General features: G+C 67.6%; 12 protein-coding genes. 6 read left to right on the top strand and 6 right to left on the bottom strand.

What is annotated here, in order from left to right; all coding sequences use genetic code 11:
• Together OG300_RS04885 and OG300_RS04880 are read left to right on the top strand one after the other, a co-directional pair.
• Positions 1-759, top strand: coding sequence for an IclR family transcriptional regulator (locus OG300_RS04885; RefSeq protein ID WP_405492567.1), 759 nt, complete (start codon positions 1-3; stop codon positions 757-759).
• A gap of 45 nt (positions 760-804) precedes the next feature.
• Positions 805-1,410 carry a QsdR family transcriptional regulator gene (locus tag OG300_RS04880; RefSeq protein ID WP_405492565.1) on the top strand — a complete coding sequence of 202 codons (606 nt, stop codon included), beginning with the start codon at positions 805-807 and terminating at the stop codon, positions 1,408-1,410.
• 111 nt (positions 1,411-1,521) lie between these two features.
• On the opposite strand, the gene OG300_RS04875 is transcribed toward OG300_RS04880, so the two are convergent.
• From OG300_RS04875 to OG300_RS04865, 3 genes are all read right to left on the bottom strand, one after another.
• Complete coding sequence (locus OG300_RS04875; RefSeq protein ID WP_405492563.1) at positions 1,522-2,097, bottom strand: dihydrofolate reductase family protein; 576 nt, start codon at positions 2,095-2,097, stop codon at positions 1,522-1,524.
• 205 nt (positions 2,098-2,302) lie between these two features.
• Positions 2,303-2,869, bottom strand: a complete 567-nt coding sequence (locus OG300_RS04870; protein WP_405492561.1) for a class I SAM-dependent methyltransferase — start codon at positions 2,867-2,869, stop codon at positions 2,303-2,305.
• A gap of 121 nt (positions 2,870-2,990) precedes the next feature.
• The gene (locus tag OG300_RS04865) at positions 2,991-4,757 is read right to left on the bottom strand and encodes an exonuclease domain-containing protein (RefSeq protein WP_405492559.1); all 1,767 of its coding nucleotides are present in this window, start codon (positions 4,755-4,757) and stop codon (positions 2,991-2,993) included.
• 112 nt (positions 4,758-4,869) lie between these two features.
• Between OG300_RS04865 and OG300_RS04860 the strand changes: the two genes are divergently transcribed.
• Positions 4,870-5,184 (top strand): DUF1905 domain-containing protein, encoded by a 315-nt coding sequence (locus tag OG300_RS04860; protein ID WP_405492557.1) that lies wholly within the window; start codon positions 4,870-4,872, stop codon positions 5,182-5,184.
• Position 5,185: 1 nt separating this feature from the next.
• Here the strand turns inward: OG300_RS04860 and OG300_RS04855 are convergent, their stop codons facing one another.
• Positions 5,186-6,913, bottom strand: coding sequence for a DEAD/DEAH box helicase (locus tag OG300_RS04855; protein ID WP_405498474.1), 1,728 nt, complete (start codon positions 6,911-6,913; stop codon positions 5,186-5,188).
• Positions 6,914-7,017: 104 nt separating this feature from the next.
• On the opposite strand from OG300_RS04855, the gene OG300_RS04850 reads away from it, so the two are divergent.
• A complete protein-coding gene (locus tag OG300_RS04850) occupies positions 7,018-8,061 on the top strand; it encodes a YihY/virulence factor BrkB family protein (protein ID WP_405498473.1) in 1,044 nt (347 codons plus the stop codon).
• Here the strand turns inward: OG300_RS04850 and OG300_RS04845 are convergent.
• Complete coding sequence (locus tag OG300_RS04845; protein ID WP_405492555.1) at positions 8,051-8,953, bottom strand: LysR family transcriptional regulator; 903 nt, start codon at positions 8,951-8,953, stop codon at positions 8,051-8,053. The genes OG300_RS04850 and OG300_RS04845 overlap by 11 nt on opposite strands.
• Positions 8,954-9,034: 81 nt before the next feature.
• Here OG300_RS04845 and OG300_RS04840 point away from each other — a divergent pair, with 81 nt between their 5' ends.
• Positions 9,035-11,368, top strand: a complete 2,334-nt coding sequence (locus tag OG300_RS04840) for a hypothetical protein (protein ID WP_405492553.1) — start codon at positions 9,035-9,037, stop codon at positions 11,366-11,368.
• 302 nt (positions 11,369-11,670) lie between these two features.
• Positions 11,671-11,952 carry a transposase gene (locus tag OG300_RS04835; RefSeq protein WP_405492551.1) on the top strand — a complete coding sequence of 94 codons (282 nt, stop codon included), beginning with the start codon at positions 11,671-11,673 and terminating at the stop codon, positions 11,950-11,952.
• A 64-nt stretch (positions 11,953-12,016) separates the two neighbouring features.
• On the opposite strand, the gene OG300_RS04830 is transcribed toward OG300_RS04835, so the two are convergent.
• Positions 12,017-15,205, bottom strand: a complete 3,189-nt coding sequence (locus tag OG300_RS04830; RefSeq protein WP_405492549.1) for an FAD-dependent oxidoreductase — start codon at positions 15,203-15,205, stop codon at positions 12,017-12,019.

Here is a 15,205-nt window from a genome sequence, read left to right as displayed (position 1 = left end):
ATGGTTCAGGATTCGATCAGCGAACGCACGCTGCCCCTGTCGATGCTCGAGCGCTTCACCCTGATCATGGACACGTTCGAGAGTCCACACGTCCGTCGATCACTCGACCAGGTCATCCACCGCACCGGACTGCCACGCTCGACGTGCTACCGGATTCTCGAACAGCTGACCCGACTGAACTGGCTGGATCGCGCGACGGGTGGCTACCGCCTCGGTTCGCGCGGCCTGAGCCTCGGCGGGCGCGAAATCGGTGACAGCGCACTGCGTTCCGCCGCCGCGCCGATCCTGCACGAGCTCGCGGTACGCACCGAACTGGTGGTCCATCTCGGGATTCTCGACCGCACCGACGTGTACTTCCTGGACAAGACCAAGGTGCCGGGCGCCTTCGATGTCCCGTCTCGCGTCGGCAAGCGCGCCCCGGCACACTGCACCGCCCTCGGCAAAGCCATGCTGGCCGCGCTCCCCGCGGCGAAGATCGATGCCGAATACCCCGAGCCGCCGGTTCGGCGCACCCCGCGCAGCATCGGCGACCTCGGCCATCTTCACCAGCAACTGGCCCGGATCCGGGCGACCGGCGGCATCGCGGCCGAACGGGCCGAATGCTTTTCGGGCGTCGGCTGCGTCGGGGTCGCCATCAAGGGTTCGACGGGGCTGTTCGGAGCGATCTCCCTGGCGGGCCAGGCGCACCACGCCTTCGAAAGTTCCGTACCGCTGCTGGTGCGGGCGAGCCAGGCCATCGCCGGGCAGCTGGAAGGCTGACGCAGCTTCCCGGCGGGCGGCCGTGGTTCGTGAAACACTATGCGGATGGTGTCTCGCGAGCTGGGCCCAGCACCGTTTTCACCGAGCGATCCGCTGCTGCGGGTCGCGACCGCGATGTTCATCCGAGACGGCTGGATCGACCTGCGATTGCTGGCGAAAGAAGCCGATATCGGCCGCGCCACGCTCTATCGCCGATACGGCGATCGTGACCGGATCCTGGGTGAGGTGCTGTGGGGACTCGCGAAGAAGATCATGAAGCAGGTCGGCGTCCGACACCGCGGCCAGGGTGCGCGCGGCATCGCGCACACGGTGAGCGAGGTGGCGCAATACGGTGCGGAAATGCCCTCGATGCGCCTGTTCGTCTCCCGGCACACCGAAACCGCCCTCCGGGTGCTGACCTCCAAACACGGTGTCGTGCAACGGCGTTTCATCGAATCGATCGCGGCATTGATCGACGAGGAGTTGGGCGCGCTGCCCGATATCGATTCCACCACTCTGGCTTTCGCGGTCCACCGGCTCAGTGAATCGTTCTACTACCGCGAGCTGATCACCGGAGAACCGGCCGACATGCCCACCGCCACGATTATCATCGAACGGCTGTTGATCGATCCATCCGATGGAAAAAAAGCAACAGCCATGGAACCGACATAGCTTGGTCATTCACCTGATTGCGACCGGTGAATCCGACTGCCGCCACAACACTGGGCGCGGAGTGAGTCGGATTCTGGCGCAGGCATATTCGCAATCACCTGGACGTCGGCGCTAGCTGTCCGACGGGGTCTGCTTGTCGGCTACGGCGTAAATCAGCTCGAGGACTCCGGAGGGGAAGGCCGTGCTTTTCACCAGGCGCAGGTTGAGGGGCTGATCCAGTTCCGGGAACAGGGGTGCGCCCTTGCCGGTGGCGGCGGGGAGGACCCACAGGCGGAACTCGTCGACGACGCCGAGTTTGATCAGGGAGTGCAGGAATTCGGTGCCGCCCGCGGCAACCAGGTCCTTGCCGGGCTCGGCTTTGAGTTTGTTGATCTCCTCGACCGTGTCGCCGCTCGCGATCCGGGTCTCGGGCCAGCTGTCGGCGGAGGTCAAGGTGCGGGAGAAGACGACCTTCGGGATCTCGTTCATGGCCTTGGCGGACGGGTGATCGGAGGTGGGCCAGAAGGCGGCCATCGCCTCCCAGGAGTTGCGGCCCATCAGGAAAGCGCCTGCCTCCCACAGCTGGTCGACGAAGTACTTCTCCTGCTCGTCGTCGTCGACGCTCATCATGACGTCACGAATCCCGTTGTCCGCGTCGGCACTCTTGCCGTCGACCGAAACGTAGAAACCCAGAATCAACTTCCGCATCCCAGCACCTTCCTGTGTCTTCCCGCGCCCCGGGGTGGTCCCGGGCACGGTGCATCCAGAAGGAACGACGGTGCGCGTGCACGAAAATAATCGGTGCGGTCGAGATCGTATGGGCGTTGCGTGAGATTCGCACCGACCTTGTCGTAGACCAGCGTGTATCGCCAGAAGCCACGACCAACCCGGACCCGAGACTTGCCAGCTGCGGTCAAGGCCGCCGAGCACGGAAGCGGAACATGGTTGCGCCGGTTTCGATCTCGACGTCACGGAACCCCACGCGGCTGAGCCGGTCGGAGAGGGTGACCGGCGGCACCGGCACACAGGTATCACCGATATGCATGAGCCGGAAGGCCAAACGGTCGAGCCCATCACTGCCCGCGAAGACACCCTGCGGGCTCAACACCCGAAAAGCCTCAGCGAACAGCTCATCCTGCTGAACAGGCGAGGGCACATGATGCAGCATGGTGAAGCACACCACCGAATCGAATTCCTTGTCCGACAACGGCATAGCAGTCCCATCCCCCTCGATGACCCGCATCCTCCCCGCCTGCCGCTCACGCAACCGCGCCGCCAACCCGCCATCGATCTCCAACCCGGTCAACGCCCCCGCCCGCCCCCGCAACGTCCCCACATTGGCCCCATACCCCGGCCCCACTTCCAAGGCCCGATCACCCAGTTCCACCCCGTCGAGAGCCCACGGAACGATCCGCGTAGCACTGGCCCGCTCCCACAAACTCGACCGGCAGCACAACTGGTGAAAATAGTTCATTCCCATAAGAAGACCGTAGGCAGTAAACGCCGGTGACCGCGACAAGCTACACAGACAGGCAGTGTCGCCAAACGGACACGCCCCGGTCAGGCAGCATGTGGTCTACTCGGGCGTCCGGAGCGGCACTTCAGTCTGCGATGTCGACGCCGTAGTGGCGGGCCAGGGTGGCTAGGTCGGTGGGGTAGCCCTGGCCTATGGCTCGGAGGCGCCAATTGTTTTGGCGGAGGTAGATTTCGGCTAGGACGAGGGTGCGTTCTTCGGTGGCGGCGTCGAGGGTGGCTCGGGCGTAGGGGCCGGATTCGGGGCCTGGGTCGGCTTCGAGTTCTATGGGGCCCAGGTGGGCGAAGGTGAGGGTCTCGCCGTGTAGGGCGGCGGCTAGGACTATTCGGCGGCAGTGGGTGGGGAGGGCTTCCAGGTCGAGGTCCAGGGATTGTTCGGTGGGGCCGTCGAGGGTCAGGCGGGCGCCGGGGGTTTCTGGTTGGTTGTAGAAGAGGAAGTCTTCGTCGGCGGTGACTTTGTGGTTGTCGTCTACGAGGAAGGCGACCAGGTCTACTTCGGCGGTTGTGGTTTGTAGCCAGGAGGTTCTGAGGGTCCATTTGCCGCCGCGGGCTGCGATCGGGAGGTCGGTTACCTGGCCGTGGGCGAGAACCTGTGCGGGGGTTGCCGTTTCGAATACCAGCGGGGAGATCGGTTCCTCGGTTCCGGCTGTTCCGGGGGTGGCGAGTAGTTCGGGGCCGCAGGTTGGGAGGCCGAGGGTGGCGGCTTGGTCGCGGCGGGGGTCGGTCTCGGATCCGGGGAGCAGCAGGATGTCGGTGACACCGGCTGACAGGTTCACTGCGGCGGAGCCGCCGAGTTCGGTTATGCGCTTGCGGATTTCGGCGGACTCGTCGTGAGAGCCGCCGAGTACCAGGATGCGGCGGCCGGATAGTGGGCCGGACGGTTCCGGTCTCGGGGCTGCGGGCTCGGGTTTCGGTGTTGGTGGTTTCGGCTGCGCCGCAGCGTCTTTCCGAATGCCCGGCTGGACGTGGTCCAGCAGTTGCAGGAAGCGGGCCTCGGTGAGGATCGGGGTGGCGAAGTCACGGGCCTTGATGGCCTTGGTTGAGGGCACGGCCAGATCGTTGGCTACCAGCACGCTGGTCAAGCGGCTGACGTTGCCGGTGACATCGAGTCCGGCGGCTTCCGCGCGGGCCACCAGTTCGGTTCGCTCGCAACGGGTGTCGCCGGTGATGGCGACCTTCATGCCCTGCACCAGTGCGCCGCCCTCGGTGAATCGACCGGGGTTCTCGTACGGGCAGGGCATTTTGGGACCGTCCCGCCAGCCCTGGCGATTCGCACCCCTCGGCGGGCACGACAGCAACGGCGGGACGATGCCGAGGCGGTCGGCGTCGGAGATCAGGCCGCTCAGCACTCCCACCAGGACGCGGGTGTCGTCGAGGGCGTTGTGGGCATCGCGCTGCGTCACGCGGTAGTGCGCGGCCAGGGTGCCCAGGCGGTAGTCGGGGGTGGGGAGGGCGACGCGGCGGGCCAGGGCGAGGGTGCACAGGCGTTGCCGCACGGGCAGGACGGCACCGGCACGGCGGAATTCGCCGGCCAGGAAGTCGTAGTCGAAGCGGGCGTTGTGCGCCACCATGACTCGGCCGGTGAGCATCGAGGACAGGTGGCGGTGGATGTGTTCGAAGCGCGGGGAGCCGTGCAGCTTCTGTCTGGTCAGGCCGTGGATGTGGACGGGTCCGGGATCGCAGCCGGGGTCGAGTAGCGTGTAGAACTCCTGGGCTTGCCGACCGCGCTCGTCCAGTTGGATCGCCGCGATCGACAGCACCCGGTCCACGCCCGCGCTCAGCCCCGAGGTCTCCACGTCCACGACGGTGAAACCGCTTCCCATATCCCCGCTCATGATCGAATCCCCTTGCATGCGGCACACATCGGCGTCGTTGTCTCCGATGTTGCAGGGGTATCCGAATCGCCGGTGGGGCGAACCTGTCGGGCGTGGCGGTTACCGTAGCGATATGGCACCGGCCCCGGAAAGTTCCGAACCCTTCGCATTCACCGCGGACCTGTGGGAATGGCAATCCCAGACGTCGTGGTTCTTCGTGAGCCTGCCGGAGGACATCGCCGATGAGATCGAGCAGCGGTTCGGGTTCGCGGCAGGCGGATTCGGGTCGTTGAAGGTGCGGGTCACAGTGGGTGTCACGCACTGGTCGACGTCGATATTTCCCGACCGCAAACGGGCGACCTACATGCTGCCCATGAAGAAACCGGTGCGGGTCGCCGAGGGGTTGCAGGTCGGCGACCCGGTCTCAGTCGAGCTACGGATAGTCTGAATCAGAGTTTGCGCAGCGCCGCGATGCGTTGGGTGAGCTGATCGGCCGTCGCCAATGCCGTTGGGGGGCCACCACATTCGCGACGTAGGTCACCGTGGATGACACCGTGCGGTTTGCCGGTGCGGTGGTGGTGCATGGCGACCAGACTGTTGAGCTCGCGACGCAGTTCGCCGAGTTTGTCGGAGGTGGCGGCGCGTTCGGCGGCGGCCTCGACGTTCACCCCGGACGGCCGCTCGGCGGCGGCACTGCGGTCCTGCAACTGGCGAGACTGGCGCTCGCGCAACAGGGCCCGCATCTGGTCGGCGTCCAAGAGCCCCGGGATGCCCAGGTAGTCGGCTTCCTCGTCGCTGCCGGAGAAGGTCGCGGTGCCGAACGAGTCACCGTCGTAGATAACCTGATCGAGCTCGGCGTCGGCGGCCAGGGCGACGAACTTCTTCTCCTCCTCCCCCGGCTCGTCCTTCTGCTTGTTGGCGTCGATGAGCAGTTCGTCGTCGAGCTCGCTCGCCTCACGATGCGCTTTGCCGATCACGTGGTCGCGCTGCAACTCCAGCTGGGCGGCCAGATCCAGCAGCACCGGCACCGAGGGCACGAACACGCTGGCGGTCTCACCGGTCTTGCGGGCACGCACGAATCGACCGATGGCCTGCGCGAAATACAGTGGCGTGGAAGCGGACGTGGCATACACACCGACCGCCAGCCGCGGCACGTCGACGCCCTCGGACACCATGCGCACCGCGACCATCCACGGATTGACGCTCTCACTGAACTCGCCGATGCGATCCGAGGAACCGGGATCGTCGGACAACACCACCGTCGGCTTGGTACCCGAGATGTGTTCCAGCAGTTCGGCGTAGTCGCGGGCCTTGTCCTGATCGGTCGCGATGACCAGCCCGCCCGCGTCCGGCATACCGGTGGCGCGCAGCTGACGCAGGCGAGTGTCGGCCGCGGTCAGCACCTTCGACATCCAGTCGCCCGCGGGGTCGAGGGCGGTGCGCCAGGCCCGCGCGGTCTGCTCGGCGTTCAGCGGCTCACCGAGGCGGGCGGAATACTCCTCGCCCGCGCTGTCGCGCCAGTGCGCCTCACCGGAGTAGGCGAGGAAGACCACCGGCCGGACCACGCCGTCGGCAAGCGCCTCGGAGTAGCCGTAGGTGTGATCGGCACGCGACTTCTCGAAACCGGACTCGTCGGCCTCGTAGGTGATGAACGGGATCTTCGAATCATCGCTTCGGAACGGCGTACCCGTGAGCGCGAGCCGACGGGTGGCATCGCCGAACGCCTCCTCGACCGCCTCGCCCCAGCTCTTGGCGTCACCGGCGTGATGGACCTCGTCCATGATCACCAGCGTGCGCCGGTTCTCGGTACGCACCCGATGCTTGAACGGATGCGACGCCACCTGCGCGTACGTCACCACCACACCGTGGTAGTCCGACGAGGTGGCCCCCGTCGAATTGGAGAAGTTCGAATCCAGCTGCAGGCCGCTGCGCGCCGCCGACGCCGACCACTGGTGCTTGAGGTGCTCGGTGGGCGCGACCACCGTCACCTGATCGACCGTGCGGTCGTTGAGCAACTCGGCAGCCACCCGCAGCGCGAAGGTCGTCTTACCGGCACCGGGCGTGGCGACGGCGAGGAAGTCGCGTGGCTTCGTCGTCAAATACTTCGTCAGAGCCCTGCGCTGCCATGCACGTAAAGAACCGCCACCACCCGAAGTCACTTGGAAGAGAGTAGCCAGTCCGACCGACTGCTTTCCAATCCGACACAGCACCACGGAGTGCCGCACGACACATCGTGCGTCTGGTCCCATCTCGAGCCCTGGTGAGCGATGCTGTAGCCACCATGAACGCGCACGACGAATCTCCGCAACACGCCGACGCGCCCGTGCCGGTCACACCCGTCGTGCTCGCCGCCACCCGTTGGGGACGAATCAGGCAGCTCGTCGTTCACGTGGCCGCGAAGGCCTGGGACGATTCCATCTTCGCCAAATCCGCGGCCGCGGCCTTCTGGCAGACCCTCTCGCTCGCCCCGCTGCTTCTGGGACTGCTCGGCAGCCTCGGCTATGTCGGGCACTGGTTCGGACCCGACACCGTCACCATCGTCGAAGGCAAGATCATCGCCTTCGCACGGAAGGCGTTCAGCCCCACGGTCGTCGACGACCTGGTCGAACCGACCGTCAACGACGTGCTGCAACGCGGGCACGGCGGGGTGGTGTCGGTGGGTTTCGTGCTGTCGCTGTGGGCCGGGTCCTCGGCCATGGCGACCTTCGTGGACGCCATCACCGCCGCGCACGGGCAGGCCACCGCGCGACACCCGGTCTGGCAGCGGATCTTCGCGCTGCTGCTGTACGTCGGGTTCCTGGTCGCGGCGGTACTGATCCTGCCGGTGGTGGCGTTGGGCCCGACCCTGATCGGACGGGTGCTGCCACACGGCTGGCGGGCACCGGGTTTCCAGCTGATCGACACCTTCTACTACCCCGGCACCGGCATCTTCCTGATCGTCGGGCTGACCGCGCTCTACAAGCTGGCGCTGCACCGGACGCTGCCGTTCCATCGGCTCTTCGGCGGGGCACTGGTGGCGGGCGTGTTCTTCATGGCCGCCAGCGAAGGACTGCGCCGATACCTGGCGTGGGTGACCCGCACCGGCATCAGCTACGGCGCGCTGGCGACGCCGATCGCCTTCCTGCTGTTCACCTTCTTCCTCGGCTTCTCGATCATCCTCGGGGCCGAATTCAATGCCAGCGTGCAGGAATTCTGGCCCGCGCGCGCCACCCGGCTGACGCAGATCGAAACCTGGTGGCGGCGACGCGGACACCGGCGACCCGCCGCACCGGACGAGACCGGGCCGCCGCCGGACGACACCGGACCGCAGCACGTCACTCCGTGACGGCGCGCTCGCCCGCGAATTCGGTTACGCAGCGCACGAATGCGAGGCAGGCCGCCGAACCGGCCGGGGTGGCGGGCACCACCAGGTTGACCTGACGGCGCAACTCGGCATCCGAGACCGGCCGCAGCGCCAGCCCGGCATCCGCGTGCGAGCGGGCCACCGACTCCGGCAGCAGTGCGACGCCCAGGCGCTGGCGGACGAATTGCGCGACCTGTTCGACCCGGGTCACCTCGAACGCGACTTGCCTTGTCAGGCCGCGGAATCCGCGTTCGGTCTCGTGGCGCAGACCGTAGCCGGGCGGGAAGTCGATGAACGGGCAGGCCGCCAACTCGGCCGTGGTGACCGTGGGACCGGCCGCCAGGGTGTGGTTCGCAGGCAGCACCGCGACCAGCGCCTCGGTGAGCAGGGGCGTGAATTCCAGGCGGGCCGTGGCGGATTCGGCGGTCAAGCCGACGATGGCGATATCCAGCTTGCGATCGCGGACGGCGGCGACCAGTAGATCGCTGCCGCCGCTGCGCAGGGTGACGGCGACCTCCGGGTAGCGACTGTGGAACTCGGCCATCAGGGCGGCGATGTCCAGCCGCTCGGGTGGGACCTCCATCAATCCGACGCTGAGGCGACCTCGGACCGCGCCCTGCCAGGCTCGGGCATCGGCGCCGAGCCGCTCGACGCCCGCGAGGATCTGGCGGATCTGTGGGAGGAGCGCCTCCCCCGCCGGGGTCGGTGTCACCGAGCGGGTGGTGCGTTCGAACAGTCGCACGCCGAGCTCGTCCTCGAGTTTGCGCAGCTGCTGGCTCAAGGCCGATTGGACGACGAACTCCTCCGCGGCGGCCTTGGTGAAGCTGCCGGTCGCGGCGACCGCGGCGGCGTAGCGCAACTGTTGAAGGTTCACGGCAGTAGTCACTCTCGGTGATAAGTCGGATCGTATTTATACCTTGGACTGTCGAGTCGGTGCGCGCCGACAATCGTCGGCATGGCTGCACCCCACGCTTCCGTCCCCGCGATCGCCCTGCGTCCAGTGGGAGCGGTGCGCACCAACGACTGCTCGGATCCGCCGGTGCGCGAACGCATCACCGCGGAGATCCGCGCCCTGCCGTTCCTGGGCAGCCTGGAGTGCTCGACCGACACGCTGGTCGCGGGCTCGACCGAGGAGCTGGTGTTCACCTACACCGTCGGCGGGTCCGGGATCGCCGACAGCGGGTGGCTCAAGCTGTGCTTCCGGTACTACTCCGACTGGGATCTCCAGACCGCAGACCCGGCGGGCCGCGATCATGTGAGCGCACGGGTGGTGCACCGCTCCCTGATCGGTGGCGCGTCCGACGACGGCGCGGCCACCGTGCGACGCCTCGATGTGCGCTACGACGTGAAGGGCGGGGAACGACCGTTCCAGAAGGCAGTGCTGGTGCATGTCGTCGACGGCTATCTGCGGCCAGGTGACGTCATCGAGATCCGTTTCGGCGACCGGCGTTTCGGCGGTCCCGGAACCAGGGTGCAGACCTTCGCCGAGGACGCGTTCACACTGCAACTGTTCGTGGATCCGCTGGGGACCTCACGGATGGCGCGGGCGGGCACCTGCCGGATCGCGATCGTGCCCGGGCCGCCGGAACGTCTTGTCGCACACGGGCCGCGGCTGGTGCGCACGGGTAGTCCGGCGGTCGGACTGCACACGCATCTCGAGGATCGATGGGGTAATGCCTGCCGGGATGTCGCGGCCGTGCTGCGGGCGTCGATCGACGGGCAGCTCGTCGCCGCCATCGAGACACCGGCGACGGGCTGGTCACACGGCGTATTGACGGTGCCGCCGCCCGGGGATGCCACGGTGGTCGAGATCGAGGCCGAGTTCGCCGGTGGCACAGTCGCTCCCACGCGCAGCCACCTGGACGTCGTCGAGGATCTGCCCGGAGAACGCGCGTACTTCGCTGACCTGCACGTGCATTCCGACGACACGGTCGGCACCCAGGACACCGCGTGGAACCTGGCCTACGGCCGCGATATCGGGGCCCTCGACGTACTCGGCTACACGGCCAACGACTTCCAGATCACCGACGAGGTGTGGGACGACGTGGTCGCCGCCTGCCGCAAGGCGACGGTGGACGGCGAATTCGTCTGCTATCCGGGCGTCGAATGGTGCGGCACCGCCGGGGTCGGCGGCGATCACAATGTGGTCTTCCTGGGCGAGGACACCCCCCTGGCCCGCTCGCTGGCCTGGCACGCGGGCATGACCTCCGCGACGCCGGTGCCCGAAACCTGGCCCATCACCGAGCTTTTCGCGGCCTATGAGCGTGATCCCGAGTCGTACCTGCTCATCCCGCACGTGGGCGGGCGGCGCGCGGTCCTCGACTGGCACCATCCGGCGCTGGAGCGACTCATCGAGGTGCATTCCACCTGGGGTTCCAGTCCCTGGTTCCTGCGCGACGCACTGGCACGCGGCCTGCGGCTGGGCGCGAGCGCCGCCAGTGACGAGCACCGCGGCCGCCCCGGCAGCGGCGCTCCGGGCGCGACGATCTTCGGGGCGACCGGTGGCGTAACCGGTGTGCTCGCACCGGATCTCACCCCCTCCGAGGTGGGCCGGACGCTGCGGGCGCGCCGGACGTGGGCGAGCACCGGTCCCCGCACGGTCGCGCTGCTGCGCAGCGGAGAGCACTGGATGGGCGACGATATCCGCACCGACGCAGCCGAACTCACGGCCGAGTACGGGCTGTACGGCAGCAGCGGCTGGGAGGAGCTCACCGTCTGCGACACCACCGGGGAGATCTGGCGGCGCGACCTCAATGCCGAAACCGGGTTGTCGGACACCCTGATCCGGGTGCGCTGGGGTGGGGCGCGCCACCGCGACCGCTACCGATGGGCCGACTGGAGTGGTCGGCTGCGAGTCAGCGGCACGACCATCGACACCGCCAGCCCGTGGGCGCGGCTGCACCCGGAACAGCTCATCGAACACGACGGCGACGAAATCAGGTGGCGGACCACGACGTACGGCTCCGATATCGGCGTGATCCTGCGACTCGGTGACCTGGCCGACGCGCACTTCGACCTGGAAACCACCGTCTCCGAGGACGATAGGCGCGACGGCTTCACCGTGAGCGGCCGCGATCTGATCGACACCGGCTACCACGAGCTCGCGATGGGCGGACTCAACCTCGGAATACGGTTGGAGCGCATCGCCGATCCGGACGCACTGCCGGTCACCGTCCGCGGCAGCCTCGACCTCACACTGCCGGACACCGACAGCGCGGTATATCTGCATGCCCGGCAGGCGGACGGCCATCGCGTCTGGACGAGTCCGCTTTTTCTGATTCGGCCCTAGCCAGCACTATTACCGACCGGTAATTCTCATTCTTAAATGGGATTACAATACTCTAATATTCTTGACCAATCCGACTGCGAAAACCTATCGTCTAGGTAACACTTGAACGTAGAACCAATCACCTTTTCATCACGGGAAGATCTCGGAGACGGGCATGTCGGGGCCGCCTCAATCTCTTCGTTGACCAGGAGCACATGTGGTCGATAGCTGCCGTCTGCTGAGCTGGACGTCGGCCACTGTGACCGGCATCCCCCACGCACTTCTCCCGAGGGATCACTGACGCCGCCGAAGGAGAAGTCTCAATGCCCAAGCGTTATTCAGCAGAAATTCGCTGCAAGGTGCTCGAGCTGATCACCACCGGTCGCACTGTCGCCCGGGTTGCGTCGGACCTGGGCATTGCCGAACAGACCATCTACAACTGGCGGCGGCAGGAACTCATCGCGACCGGGCAGGCCCCGCTCACGCGCGGCGGATTACTCGAACTCGCGGCCGCACAGCGGCGTATCGAAGAACTCGAACGAGAGATAATTCAACTCCGGCAATATCGGGAGCTACCCGTGAACGCCGTCGCGGCGCTACCTTAGCGCCGTGCTGTCGCGAAAACACTTGCCGCGCCCGCCGATTCGGCGAGCGCGGCAACCGCACTCCTCACCGCAGCACCGACCAGTCACCGCCGTACAGCGCGTTGCGCGCGCTCACCGGCACCGGCAGCTGGGTTCGGATCGCATGCTGGGCGGCTGCGATATCTCCCGGATGACGGCCCAGCACAGTCACTCCCACGATCCGGCCCCGCTCCATCACCAGTCGGCGATACGACCCCGGCCGGTCCACCACGATCACCTCGCCGCCCGGCTGCGGATGCACCGCGCCCAGCGCGAAGAGCTCCAGACCCACATCCTTGAGGATCGCCGCGGGCGCGACCTCGGCCAGTGACCGGTCGCCGCCGAGCGCGTTGACGGCCGCGACCTGCCCCTGTTCGGCCGCGATCGGCCACAGCCCGACCACCTGACCCCGATACTCCGCGACATCCCCCGCGGCGTAGACGTCCGGCACCCCGGTCCGCATGCGGTCGTCGACGAGGATGCCCCGCCCGACCGGGATGCCGGCCGCGCGGGCGAGATCGGTATTGGGCGCGATGCCCGTGGCGGTGAGGAACAGATCGCAGTCCAGGCGCTGGGCGTCGGCCAGTTCCACCGCGTGCACCGCGGGATCGCCGGTGACCCGCAGACATTCGGCCCGTCGCAGCACTCGGATACCCAGCGCCGAGAGATGGTCGAGCAGCAGTTCGGCGCAGCGCGGGTCGATGTGGCGCGACAGCAGCCGATCGCCGCGTTCGAGGACCGTGACCGCCAGGCCCAGTCGGTGCAGGGCGGCGGCGATCTCCACGCCGAGCAGTCCCGCGCCGGCGATCACGGCGTCGCGGCAGCCGAACTGCTGGACGTAGGAGCGGATGCGCATGGCGTCGTCGGCCTCGTGCAGGGCGAAACATCCCGGACGCCAGAGCCCTTCGATGGGCGGGGTGGAGCTGCGGGCGCCCATGGCCAGCACCAGCCGGTCGTAGGGCAACGCCTGGCCGGTGGCCAGCTGGACCTCGCGGGCCGACACGTCGATACCGGTGGCGAGGGTGTTGAGCCAGGCCGTGACCCCGTGCTCGTCGTACCAGGTCTCCGGGAGCAACGACAGTCCGCGCATGGCCGAGCGTCCGTAGACCAGCCGCGAGATGCCCATCCGGTTGTAGGGTCCGTGCGGTTCCTGCCCGACCAGGTGGATCTCGCAGTCGGGATGGCCACGGCGGATGAAGTCGGCGGCGGTCACCCCGGCGATGCCGCTGCCCACCACCACGACGCTGACGATCGAGCGGTCGAAATGCGTTGGTGCGGTGGTGATCACCCGGCCCGGTTTGGGCGACAGCGATACCCGCACGGTGCCGCTGTCGAGGCGGGCGCAGCAGGCCATGCGGGTGTTGTCCGCGAGGCCGAGTCGGCGCAGGGTGTCGAGTTCGTCGGGTCCGGCCGGGGTCAGCGCGGCCGCGCCGTCGAGCACCGCGACCGGATCCGCGCCGCACACTCCCATGCGGCAGCCCGATTCAATTCGCTCGCAGGCCTTTTCGGCGATCTCGAGCAGGCTCGAACCGGGCTCGGCGCTGACCTCGGCGCGACTCTGGTCGAAAACCACGGTCGCCGCGGATGTTTCGGGCGGCCGCTGCCCGGCGGGGCGGGGCATCGGCAAGGTGACCGGCCCGGAGCGCGCACCGGTGTGCACGGAGTACTGCAGTTCCACGACCCGGGTGCGCGCGATCCAGTAGACGGTGGCCAGCAGCACGGTGACCCGGACCTGCCAGCGCATCCAGGAGAGGTCCGCGCCCATCAGCGCCGAGATCGCATGGGCCAGTGAGATTCCCGTGAACCAGTAGAAGATGTTCAGGGCGATGGCGGCGGAACCGACGCCGAGCATGGCGTGACCGAGCCGGGTGCTGGCGTCGACGATGAAGAAGACCGCGACGGCCACCGCCATGAACAGCAGCAGCAGCGAAAAGCTCTGCACCACACCGAGTCCGGCGTGTCCGTTCAGGACGAAGAAGCCCAGCACGAAGCCCGGCAGGGCGGCGGCGAAGACCCGGCGGGGGCCGGTCCACGAGGCCGCAGGATCGGCCAGGTCGGCCTGATATGCGCTGCGCGGCCGCAGATCGAAGCAGTTCTTGGCGCAGCCCACGCAGGGACTGCAGTGCGCGTTGCGCACGGTGGCGAACGGCGTCTGGCCGTAGGCGCGTTGCAGCGCGAACAGCGGGCAGATGGTGCTGCACCAACCGCTCTTGCCCTTGAACAGCACGCCACCGGTGAACGCGGCCGCCAGCACCGCGAGCAGCACGATTCCGGCCGCGACACCATTGCGGTCCAATCCGGCCAGGCGGGCGCCCGCGATGCCGAAGAACAGCGCCACCGAAACCAGGTAGCCGTGCGAATACAGCCAGGCCGGTGGGGGTTTGGCGAGGCCGAAGCCGCGCACCCGCGGTATCTGGTTGACCGCGGCCAGCGGGCAGCTGTTGCGCCACGCCCCGGGAGCGATCAGGAACAGTCCGGGCAGCAGCGGCACCACGATGCCGAAGAACGCGAACAGCCCGACCGCAGGATCGAGGAACATTGCCACGATGATCGCCAGATAGATTGCGACACTGGCGATCTGGACGGCACGCCACAGCCCCCGGGGGATCCGGGCGGGCAGCTCGGTGAAGGTCGGGAACAGGTTTCGCAGGCCGGTCTGGTCGATGCCCAGCAGCGCATCGGCCAGCGCGATCCATCCGGCCTGTGTGGGACGCGGTACCTCGTGCGGCCCAGCGGTCTGAGTGGGGTGAGCGGCCTGGGTGGTGTTGGTGGTCTGGGTGGTGGGCGTGGCCTCGTGCGGTCCGTCCGGATCGGCCGAAGGTGCGTAGAGCACGGCAATCACGGTGCCGCCGAATTGCACCAGGTCACCGGCCGCGAGTGTGACCCGTCCGCTCAGTCGCACGCCGTTGACCCAGGTGCCGTTGCGGCTACCGAGGTCGACCAGTGACAGGCCGGTGGGTCCGGGCACCAGTCGCAGATGCTCGCGGGAGACCTCGGGATCGGTCACCCGGATGCCGTGGTGGGAGCGGCCGACCGTGACCGGGCCGCGCAGTCGCTCCCGGCGCATCGGGCGGCCGGGTTGGCGGATTTCCAGCAGGGGTGGCCCGCCCGCGATGCCGAGGCGGCGGACCGGACTCGATTCCGGTTGCCCGGGATCGATGCGCGGCGACGGCTTGGTCTCCAAGCCGTCGCTCGCGTCGTCCACGTCCGGATCGAGGGAAAAGCGTTTCGCCAT

Origin of the sequence: Nocardia sp. NBC_00511 (assembly GCF_045161165.1) — a bacterium.
GTDB lineage: Bacteria > Actinomycetota > Actinomycetes > Mycobacteriales > Mycobacteriaceae > Nocardia.
Note: the sequence above shows the minus strand (reverse complement) of the source record. Positions and strands in the feature narration are given on the sequence as shown.